The sequence below is a fragment of the Flagellimonas lutaonensis genome (assembly GCF_000963865.1).
GTDB lineage: Bacteria > Bacteroidota > Bacteroidia > Flavobacteriales > Flavobacteriaceae > Flagellimonas_A > Flagellimonas_A lutaonensis.
The window spans coordinates 694,088-705,452 of record NZ_CP011071.1 but is presented as its reverse complement, the minus strand read 5'-3'; the positions used below and the strand labels follow the sequence as shown (position 1 = coordinate 705,452).

The 11,365-nt window shown below is 44.1% G+C and carries 8 protein-coding genes; 7 read left to right on the top strand and 1 reads right to left on the bottom strand.

From position 1 onward, the window contains the following. Positions 1-55: 55 nt before the first annotated feature. The gene (locus VC82_RS03390) at positions 56-433 is read left to right on the top strand and encodes a hypothetical protein (RefSeq protein ID WP_157517969.1); all 378 of its coding nucleotides are present in this window, start codon (positions 56-58) and stop codon (positions 431-433) included. A gap of 507 nt (positions 434-940) precedes the next feature. Here VC82_RS03390 and VC82_RS03385 read toward each other — a convergent pair. After that, positions 941-1,624 (bottom strand): cell division ATP-binding protein FtsE, encoded by a 684-nt coding sequence (locus VC82_RS03385; RefSeq protein WP_045801118.1) that lies wholly within the window; start codon positions 1,622-1,624, stop codon positions 941-943. 220 nt (positions 1,625-1,844) lie between these two features. Between VC82_RS03385 and VC82_RS03380 the strand changes: the two genes are divergently transcribed. The 6 genes from VC82_RS03380 (at position 1,845) to VC82_RS03355 (ending at position 11,307) form a co-directional block, all read left to right on the top strand. Then, positions 1,845-4,868 carry a tetratricopeptide repeat protein gene (locus VC82_RS03380; RefSeq protein WP_045801117.1) on the top strand — a complete coding sequence of 1,008 codons (3,024 nt, stop codon included), beginning with the start codon at positions 1,845-1,847 and terminating at the stop codon, positions 4,866-4,868. A gap of 5 nt (positions 4,869-4,873) precedes the next feature. Beyond that, on the top strand, positions 4,874-6,709 hold the full coding sequence (locus tag VC82_RS03375; protein WP_313777711.1) for a TonB-dependent receptor domain-containing protein: 1,836 nt from the start codon (positions 4,874-4,876) through the stop codon (positions 6,707-6,709). An 81-nt stretch (positions 6,710-6,790) separates the two neighbouring features. After that, entirely contained in the window at positions 6,791-7,876 is a 1,086-nt protein-coding gene (locus VC82_RS03370) for an OmpA family protein (protein ID WP_245615971.1), read from the top strand. Between the two features lie 157 nt (positions 7,877-8,033). Next, positions 8,034-9,128 carry an OmpA family protein gene (locus VC82_RS03365; RefSeq protein WP_052698892.1) on the top strand — a complete coding sequence of 365 codons (1,095 nt, stop codon included), beginning with the start codon at positions 8,034-8,036 and terminating at the stop codon, positions 9,126-9,128. A 71-nt stretch (positions 9,129-9,199) separates the two neighbouring features. Next, entirely contained in the window at positions 9,200-9,625 is a 426-nt protein-coding gene (locus VC82_RS03360) for a response regulator (RefSeq protein WP_045803225.1), read from the top strand. A 56-nt stretch (positions 9,626-9,681) separates the two neighbouring features. Beyond that, positions 9,682-11,307 (top strand): amidohydrolase, encoded by a 1,626-nt coding sequence (locus tag VC82_RS03355; protein ID WP_045801114.1) that lies wholly within the window; start codon positions 9,682-9,684, stop codon positions 11,305-11,307. The last annotated feature ends 58 nt before the right edge of the window (positions 11,308-11,365 follow it).

Here is an 11,365-nt window from a genome sequence, read left to right as displayed (position 1 = left end):
TTTGCTTTTTCAATATATATATATATATATTAGTCAAAAATTAACTACAAATATTATGAGAAAATTATCATATACTTTGTTTATTGTATTTTTCTCTTTGGTCTCATGTAGCGAGAGTTTAACCGTTCAAGAAAGCGAAGCTATTAGGGTTGAAGCCCTTGCAAGTAATGAATATAAAATGCTCAGAAATGCATATGAGGACTATTTCAATTTTAAGATGGGCAAAGCCAAAGAGATAATAGAGGAAGGTAGAACGAATAAAATCTCTATTGAAGAATTTGTGGAGAAAAGAGAAGCGTATCTGGTCGAATGCGCAAATAGGATGAAAGAAGTGGCCAAAAGAAATCAACAATTATTTGACAAATTTCCGCAACTAAAGAAAACTATGGATGTTTCGGAAATACTAGAAGACTTGCAGCAAGAATTCAAATAATAACTATTTATTCATTATGATTAAAAATTTTTTAATAGTTGGTATTTGTTCAATGCTATGTTCATTTAATTCTTATGCAGATTGCTATACGGAATATAAATGGTGCTCAAATTTGGCTGATTATTTTTTCGTGCAGAATTTGGCATGGGGTTCGCCCAACGCAGAAGCCAAATATATGAGTGATATGCGAGATTGTTTCGGGGAATTAGTGGACTGTGCTAACTTTAAATGATAGACCTATGTTAAAAAAATGTTTTTTACTACTTTCCATTTTTTACTCTACTAGTCTGTTTTCCACTTTTCAAAGCGATTGCTACTGGGATTTTGAGGATTGTTCAATGGATGCTGAATCGCATATTTATGGCTCTATTGCAATATATGGTGAAATAAAAGATTTTGCTCTTGAACGATTTATTAGAGATTTGAGAGGCTGCTTCACAAGTTATGATTTATGCACCAAATAAACTTGTTTTAGAGTCCTTTTTGTAATTATTTTGATGTTTCATTTTAAACCGCCTTCTGTATCACTTCGAACATTTTGCCGCCATCACATTTGATGGTCTTGTGCGGATATTTTAAGATGAGTGCGTAGTCGTGGGTGGCCATGATGATCGTGCGCCCACTTTCGTTGATTTCTTGCAGTACCTTCATGACCTCCACACTGGTCTGGGGGTCAAGGTTGCCGGTGGGTTCATCGGCCAAAATCAGCTCTGGATCATTCAATAGAGATCTGGCAATGGCAATACGTTGCTGTTCGCCCCCCGATAGCTCGTGCGGAAATTTGAACCCTTTGGTCTTCATGCCGACCTTATCGAGCACCTCTTCGATTTTGGTTTCCATTTTAGAGGGGTCTTTCCAGCCAGTGGCCTTGAGCACAAAACGAAGGTTGTTGTGAACGTTTCGGTCAGACAGCAGTTTAAAATCTTGGAATACGATGCCCAGTTTTCTTCGTAGATAGGGTATGTCTTTCTCCTTTAGAGTCTTTAAGTTGTAGCCGACGATCGTCCCTTCGCCCTGTTTCAGGGGCAGGTCTCCATATAGGGTTTTCATGAAGCTACTTTTACCGCTTCCTGTCTTACCGATGACATAGACAAACTCACCTTTTTTTACTTCAAGGGTAACATTGTTCAAAATAAGGTTCTGGTTCTGAAAAATGGCAACATCCTGCAGTTTTAAAATGGTTTCGGGCATTTTTTTGTTTTGGGTTCCAGGTTGAAAAAAATCTGATGGACATCAAAAGTACTAAGATTCATCATAACAGTTTTGCTAAGTTTGTGAACAACTTTGAAGCATCAACCATGAACTAAGAAACAGCACAACATACTTTGGCGCGGATTTTGACGTTATGGTTTTGAATTGATTGGCGTTTGCGGTCAATTTCTTCAATCGAATCAGAACAGCGTAGAACACTATGAATCGAACATCCATCACTTTATTGACGCTATTTCTCGGCGTTATTTTTTTATGCCGGTCACAAGAGACGCAGGTTTATTCGAATCCAAATAAAACATACCAAGATGCCCTGGCACTGTACAACAATCAACAGTACCAGGCAGCCCAGGCACTCTTTGAAAAGGTAAGGGCCACTACGGACGACGGCGAGACCGAGGCCAACAGTGCATACTATGCCGCCAATGCGGCCATACGCCTGAACCAGCGTGGTGCAGACCGGTTGATGGAAGAGTTCGTAGAAAACTACCCCACCTCCACCAAGAGAAATTCGGCCTTTATGGATGTGGCCGATTACTATTTTGAAACGGGCAAATACCCATATGCGCTAAAATGGTACAAAAAGGTTGATAAAAGCGCCATGTCCCGCAAAGACGAGGAGCGCTTCAATTTTAACAACGGTTATGCCTACTACGCTGCTAACAAACCCAAAGAGGCCGAACGTTATCTCAGCAAGGTCAGCAATTCGCCCAAATATGGCTCGCAAGCAAAATATTATCTGGGCTATATCGCCTACGAACAAGATGATTACGATGAGGCCAGTGCCCGTTTTGACCAGATTACCGATCAAGAGGTTCTGAACGAAAAACTGAGCTATTACCAGGCAGACCTCAATTTTAAACTGGGCAATTTTAAAGAGGCCATTGCCATGGCCGAAAAGCAACTGCCCAAATCTGATCGCAGAGAGGTGTCTGAGTTGCACAAGATCATAGGGGAAAGCTATTTTAACCTCGGGCAGTACGACAAGGCAATTCCCCATCTAAAGCAATATCGCGGTAAACGGGGCAAATGGAACAACACCGATTTTTACCTGTTGGGATACAGCTACTATAAGCAAGGCGATTATAAGAGCGCCATAGGACAGTTCAATAAGATCATCAATGGCTCGAATGCCGTTGCGCAGAACGCCTACTACCATTTGGCGGAATGTTATATGAAACTCGATAAAAAGCCGGAGGCACTGAACGCTTTTAGGAATGCCTCACAAATGGATTTTAATGCTGAAATCGAGAAAGATGCCCTGCTGAACTATGCCCGTTTGAGCTATGAAATTGGCAATGCCTACGAGCCTGTACCACAGGTGATGATGGCCTATTTGGAAAAATATCCGAAGGACGAACACCAAGCCGAGATACAAGATTTGTTGGTCGATTCGTACATCACTTCCAAAAATTTTGAGGGTGCCATGCAATTGCTGGAAGAGAATGAATCATATGCCAGCAAGGAAACCTATCAAAAAGTGGCGTTTTACCGGGGCGTAGAGTTATTTATCGATGGCGATTATGAACAGGCCCTCGAAAGGTTTTCAAAGTCGTTAAAAAAGGCAGCAGATCCTGTTTTTGAGGCACGTGCCCAGTATTGGAAAGCCGAATCGGCCTATCGCCTCGACAGGTTTGAAGAGGCCCTTGATGGTTTTGAGCGGTTTGCCCGAAACCAAGCCGCTAAGAATACCGAAGAGTACAACGACCTGGATTACAATCTGGGATATTGCCACTTCAAATTAAAGAACTACCAAAAGGCACTGCCATATTTTAGAAACGTGACCAACTCGGCTACCGTCGAGCAAGAGAAAATGGCCGACAGTTATGTGCGTTTGGGCGATAGCCACTTTGTTTCGAGCAACTATTCGCAGGCCATTGCCGCTTATGATGAGGCGGCCAAAATGAACGGACCCGAACGTGATTACGCTGCTTTTCAAAAGGCCTTGAGCCTTGGTTTTCTTGGTAAGAATGCTGCTAAAATAGATGGGTTCAAGCAGTTTTTGCAGCGCTATCCAAAATCTTCCCTACAGGATGATGCCCTTTTTGAACTTGCAAATACCTATATAAAGATCGATAACGAGGCCATGGGCCTTCAAACCTATGACCGATTGATCGCGCAATTCGGTGGAAGCCGGTTTGCGCCGAGGGCGATGTTGCGCCAAGGATTGGTGCATTACAATGCGAACAGGGGAGAAGAGGCCCTCAAAAAATTACGCCAAGTGGTCAAGCAATACCCTGAGACCCAAGAGGCCAAGCAAGCCGTGGGCACTGCAAAATTGGTATATGTAGACTTGGGCAGGGTAAATGAATATGCCGCTTGGGTGCGTGACCTAGACTTTGTTGAGGTTACCGATGCAGAGTTGGACAACGCCAGTTTTGAATCGGCTGACAGAAAATATCTAGAGGGCAACAAAGATGCCGCTATCAAGGGATATGAACAGTACTTGGGTCAATTTCCAAACGGGATCCATTCACTGAGGGCAAATTTCAACTTGGCACAGCTCTATTTTTCAAAAGGCCAAAAAGACAAAGCGCTTGAAAGGTTTAAAATTGTGGCCGACAGCGGTGGGGGCGAATACACAGAGCAAGCCCTTACAAGGGTCTGCGAAATCTATGTGGGCCGAAAAGACTACCAGAGTGCCCTACCATATCTCGAACAATTGGAGAGAACGGCCGAAATAGACCAGAACCGAACCTTTGCCCAGTCAAACCTTATGAAAGGATACTACGGACAAAAAGACTATGATAAGACCATAGCCTATGCCGAAAAGGTACTGTCGGCCCCCAATATCGATAACCGTATCAAGAGCGATGCGCAGATCATGATTGCCCGATCGGCCATTGAAACAGGTAACGAAGAATTGGCCGAGACCGCGTTCTCTACCGTCAAGAAAATAGCTTCGGGCGAAACGGCTGCCGAAGCATGGTACTACGATGCCTATTTCAAGAACAAGAACCAAGATTTTGAGGCATCGAACGCATCGGTTCAAAAATTGGCCAAAGACTATTCGGGATACAAAGAATGGGGCGGCAAGGGACTTATCATCATGGCCAAAAACTACTATCAGTTGGGCGATGCCTTTCAAGCGACCTACATTTTGGAGAGTGTTATCGAAAACTTTTCAGAATATGACGAGATCGTGGCCGAAGCCCAAGGCGAACTTTCTGTGATAAAATCCAAAGAGACCGAAAGAAATTCATCAATCGATCCCAACGAAAACTAATGTTTATGAAAAAAATAAAGATGTCACATCGAGCGCAGTCGAGATGTCTCGCCTATCAATCTGATAAAAAAGTTCTCGACTACGCCCGAACTGACAGAAGAATATGGATGTTGTTGTCCTTTTTGAGCCTTTGGGTAGGGGTCAGTGCCCAAGAAACTGACAATGATATAGGTACTGAAACGGTTACTGTTGTTAAACCGTATTCCCCCACCGTTTCAGATGCCTTTAAGATCAGGTCGAGTCCGAGTTTTGGCGATTCCATCGTATTGCAAAAGAAGCCCGTCGCCTACAGTATTTTTTCGGTACCCGTGGCTTCGACCTTTACACCGGCCAAGGCAAAGGCTTCAAAAGTGGAAAAGACCCCCCCGCCAACGCTCTACAATTCTTATGCCTCCATAGGCCTCGGCAATTACAACAACGCACTTGTCGATTTTTATACAAGCAGGGATTTCAACCGTGGTGAAGATTTGCTTGATTTTGGTCTGAGCCACCATTCTTCTCGCGGCGATATTGAGAATACCCCATTGGATACAGACTTTTATAATACCAAGTTGGATGTTTCGTATGCCAAGAAAGAACGGGATCTTGATTGGGGGGCAAGTATTGGTCTGCACCACCAGTTTTATAACTGGTATGGAATAGAAAACGACGAATTTGACGAGGCCACTGTTGCGGCTATCGACGAAGGCCAGAACTATTTCAACGCCCAGGCCAAGGCCCACTTAAATCTTGAGGATTCTTTTTTCAAGAGTGGACATATTTTGCTCAGGCGTTTTTGGGATGGCGTGGAGTCAGGTGAAAACCGTGTAATGGTCCAACCTACCATTGAACTGCCCATCACTGAAGAGTTGGTAACCATCAAGGCAAAACTCGATTATGTGGGCGGAAGCTTTGCAAATGCCGATCTGAACAACACCGTGAACACGACAGGCATCGACTATGGGCATTTTCAGGTAGGCCTGAATCCAAGTCTTTTGGTATTGCGCGATGACCTGACCCTGAATCTGGGGGCCAATTTTGTGTACGGTAACGATTTGGAAAACAGCAATGGCAGTTTCTATATTTATCCATCGGTCACGGCCTCCTATCGGTTGGTCGACGAGATGGTTATTGCCTATGGTGGCATCAAGGGTGAACTGCACCAGAACTCCTATCATGGGTTGGTGGATGAAAATCCGTATGTGTCGCCCACTTTGGCCATTCAGCCCACAGACCGCCAATACGAAGGGTATGTTGGCTTAAAAGGGCAATTGTTTTCAAATGTAGGATACAACATAAAGGGGTCTTACACCGCTGAAAATAGGAAGCCCCTATTCCTCTTGAACCCTGAAAACCTGTTTAGAAACGATGAAAAAGGCTATTACTACGGCAATTCTTTCCAGGTATTCTATGATGATGTCAAGACCTTGGGAATTTTTGGGGAACTGAACATCGATGTAAACCGAAACTTTACCCTCGGCATCAACGCTGAGGTATACGATTACGATACGGAGACCGACAACCCTGCCTGGAACCTACCCAGTCTGAAAGGTTCCCTTTTCATGGATTATCAGATTACCGACCAATGGTTTATGGGTGCCAATTTGTTTTATGTGGGCGAGCGTGACGATTTGGTTGCCACAGCTGTACCGAATGCGGCACCCTCAGAATTTCCATCCGCCATCATAACCTTGGATGGTTTTTTTGATGCCAACGCCCATGTCGGCTATCGTTTCAATGAGCAGCTCTCGATCTTTGCCAAGGCCTCGAACATTGCCAACAATAACTATCAACGTTGGGCCAATTTTAGGGTACAGGGCTTTCAAGTGTTGGCAGGTGCGTCGTACAAATTTGACTTTTAACGAATATTTCATCCGTTTCCTTAGGTAAATCACTTCTTTCGGACGTATTCCTTAACTTAGGAATTGACAACCAAGGTCTTGATGGCGATGAAGATTTGGATATTGGTTTTTTTGTTTTCTTTTTCAGTTTTCACATTTTCCCAAAACCTGGTCAAAAACCCCAGTTTTGAAGAGTTTGTTGAATGCCCCAATTCGTTGGGTACATTCAACGTACATGTTGTGGATTGGAGCACGCCCACGAAAGGCACCACTGATTACTTCAACAGTTGCAGTACAGTAATGGGCGCGCCAGAGAACTTTAACGGCATTCAGCACCCCAAATATGGCAATGCATATGCCGGGCTTTATTTCTTTGCACCGGCCGACTATAGGGAATATGTACAAGTCGAGCTGTCAAAAATGCTTCAAAAAAACAAAACGTATCGGCTAAAGTTCTATATAAGCCTGGCCGAAGGCTCTGATTTTGCCGTGAAAGATTTTGGGGTATTGTTCTCCTACCATCCCATTGACCTTGAGACAAAGAAACATTTATCAAAAGGCAGGCTATATAGCACCAAGGGCAATAAAATGCACTTTTTTGAAATTAACCATCCGGAGTTCCACCAAGATAAGACCGATTGGTTGGAAGTTCAGGCCGAGTTCAGGGCCAAGGGCTTTGAGCGCTATCTGACCATTGGCAATTTTCGCGATAATGCGGGCACGCGAAAGATAAAGACCAAACGGCGCGAAACGAAGAAGGGTGCGTACTACTATATTGATATGGTCACTGTCTCGGCTGAAGAAGCTGGGCCGCCTGAAGATGAATCTTTTGCCATTGATTCGACCTATGCCTTTAAAAACGTACATTTTGATTTTGATAGCCACCGTTTGAGCCCCGATGCCGAGGCAGAACTGGAAGAAATTTTTAATTATTTGCAAAAGAAACCTGCTTTCAACATCGAGATCCATGCCCACACCGACAATAGGGGAAGCCACCAATACAACATGGCACTTTCCCAAAGGCGGGCAAACGCCATTGTCTCTTATCTGATTGGGTTGGGCCTTTCAAAAGAGCGGGTGGCGCTAAAGGGTTATGGTAGTGCCAAGCCTATTGCAGATAATGCCACGGATGATGGGCGCCAACAAAATCGAAGGGCCGAGTTTTTGATAAAGAGGGGTGCAGAATAATGGCGCCCAAAGCCATTTGTTCAAGACAGCCTATAAAAATCGGCGTTCCAAAAAATTGGTTTCGAATGCAATAAAAAGTGTAAATAACAGTTGTTCAGAGTAATAACTGACTACATTGCACTTTTTAGAACACGGGTGTTTAGTGTCGTATCTAAACATGATGGTTCGGGAGATTCGCAATATTTCACTAGCTTTTATTTTCTTGTTGCCTGTTTTGGCCAATGCCCAAAACTTGGTCGTCAATGGTGGATTTGAAGAGTATGTCTCATGTCCGCAAGAGATGAGCAACCTTGCCATAGACATTAAGTCTCTGACGACCCCGACCAAGGGCACCACAGATTATTTCAATGAGTGTGGTGTGGGCGATATGGGTATTCCCAAAAACTTCAAAGGAGAACAGAAGCCTTTCAAGGGCAAAGGGTATGCAGGGTTACACCTATATGCCCCGAACGATTATCGAGAGTATATCCAATTTGAATTGAGCGAACCCTTGCAAAAAGGCAAGCTCTACCGAATATCGCTACAATCAAGTCTTGCAGAAAGCTCTGTGCTGGCCATGCAAGAGCTAACGGTATTGTTTACCAAAGAACAAATACAGGCAGACATCAATCAGAATTTGTCACCACCCAGATTAGAGCGGTTCAACATCGAACGTTACTCATATGTAAATCTAGAAATCGATGGTGTTTTGTACGATAGTGGAAAGTGGACCGAGGCCTCGGTTGATTTTGTGGCCAAGGGCTACGAAAAATATATTGTTGTCGGCAACTTCAAGAACAACAAGGCATCTAAGAAAATACGGTTGGAGACTGATGAGAACAAGCCCGTTGAAACATCTTATTACTATCTTGACGAAGTCAATGTTACCTACCTCAGAGATGAGCGCTACGAATTGAACAAACCTTTCGTCTTAAACCAGTTATTGTTCGAGTTCGATAATTTTGATTTGACAGAGGAAGGGAAGAAAGACATCAGAAAAATTTATACGCACCTTAAAAAACATCCCAAGCTTTTGCTCACCATCAATGGGCATACCGATGAATTGGGCTCTGACCCTTATAACAAATACCTGTCGTCACGACGGGCGTGGACCGTGGCCAAGTACCTGCAAGAACTGGGTTTGGATAAAAACAGGATTTCTTGGGAAGGTCATGGTGAAGACTTGCCTGTTGTAAATGATTTTTCTGAAAAGGGAAGAAAGAAAAATAGAAGGGTCGAGTTTGTGATGACCTCATTCGAAGATGACCATTAGATTTTTGCCAATTGTTGTATATTTTGCTCTGTTTTCTAACCAATTGTATTGTTTAAAACTGTTTGCCCAAAGTGAAAAAACTCAAATCTGTTCTTTTAATCGACGATGATGAAGTAACCAATTACATCAACACCATCATTCTCAAAAAAGCTGGTTGTTTTCAAGAAATACATGCGTATAGAGATGGCCGGGCAGCGTTGAATTTCTTGTCTGAACTGATTGAAAAGCGAAAACAACTCCCCGAAATTTTATTGTTGGATGTCAACATGCCCAAAATGTCGGGCTGGGAGTTCATGGAAGAATATGGCCAACTGGACAGGCACTATTTACAACACACCATGGTAATCATGCTGAGCATGTCGCTTAACCCTGACGACCAACTTAAATTAGTGGAGTACGATTTGGTCAAGGGCTTTAAGAACAAGCCGCTTTCCGAAGAAACTGTGCACGGATTGGTCGAAGAATATCTATTGAACAAAGAGAGCCACCAGAGCTGATGCCGTTAGGTTTAATGACACAATTGTGTACCTTTAATGGCAAATCACTTTAATACATGCGAGTCTCAATTTTTGCCATTTTTCTAGCGCTGCTATGGTCTTGCAGTACCAAAGAACAAGTAGACCTAATAGTCCATAATGCCACAATCCATACCGTGGACAGCACCTTTTCAAAAGCTTCGGCCTTTGCCGTTCGGGATGGAAAATTCGTAACGGTTTCAACTTCAGAAAGTATATTGGATACGTACACTTCAGAGCAGGTTGTTGATGCGAATGGTAAGACCATCATTCCGGGCCTGATAGATGCCCATTGCCATTTTTATGGCCTGGGCCTCAACCAACAGGTTGTCGATTTGGTCGGCACCAAAAGTTTTGATGAGGCGTTGAAGCGGGTACTCGATTTTCATGAAAAGAATCCCGGTGCCGAGGTTATTCGGGGCCGCGGTTGGGACCAAAACGATTGGCAGGTAAAAGAGTTTCCCACCAGTGTGCAACTTGACAAACTGTTTGCCAACACTCCCGTTGTTTTAGAACGGGTCGATGGCCATGCCTATCTCGTGAACCAACGGGCGCTCGAACTGGCGGGCATAACAAGGGATACGAAAGTTGAAGGAGGTGAAATCGTTCGTGAAACCAGTGGTCATGCCACGGGCGTTCTAATCGATGCACCCATGGCAATGGTAGATGCCGTAATGCCCAAACCAGATACCAATACCAGTATAAAAGCACTGAAAGATGCCGAGCGCATCTGTTTTGATTATGGTCTGACGACTGTTAACGATGCGGGACTCGACCGTACAACCATCGAGCTTATCGATAGCCTGCAACGGGCAGGGGAGCTCAAAATCCGGGTCTATGCCATGGTCAGCAATTCAGAGGAAAATCTTGACCATTTTTTAAACAAGGGAATCGTAAAGACCGATAGGTTGAACGTACGGTCGGTAAAAGTATATGGCGATGGGGCCTTGGGATCTCGTGGTGCGGCCCTAAAAGAACCCTACACTGATAAACCTGGTCATTTTGGGGCCATGGTCACCCCTGTTGACAAGATTAACGAACTGGCCATGCGAATTGCGGCCTCAGACTACCAGATGAATACCCATGCCATTGGCGATTCGGCCAATGTCGTAATTTTGAAAGCCTACAAAAAAGCATTGCAGGGTAAAAATGATCGCCGTTGGAAGATTGAGCATGCACAAGTGGTATCGCCCGAAGACTTTGATTACTTTCAAGATGGCATAATACCCTCGGTGCAGCCCACCCATGCGACCAGTGATATGTATTGGGCCGAAGACCGGTTGGGGCCTGAAAGGGTCAGAGGGGCCTATGCCTTTAAAACCTTGCTCGACAAAGCGGGACTGGTGGCGCTTGGCACGGATTTTCCAGTGGAACGCGTAAATCCGTTTTTGACCTTTTATGCAGCTGTGGCGCGAAAAGACCTGGATAACTATCCCGAGGGAGGCTTTCAGATGAAAGATGCCCTGACCCGTGAGGAAGCCTTGAAAGGCATGACCATATGGGCTGCGTATTCAAACTTTGAAGAAAATGAAAAAGGAAGCATTGAAGCGGGCAAGTTTGCCGATTTTGTGGTGTTGAGCGATGATATCATGTCCATTCCCGAAGCGAATATTCCAAATCTAAAAGCCGAGCAGGTTTTTTTGGGTGGGGAGCAAGTGAAGTGAAACAAAAGTTATAGCGGCTTCATTGATCAGGGAAGTTGGTTCCTGAAGACAATTTTGG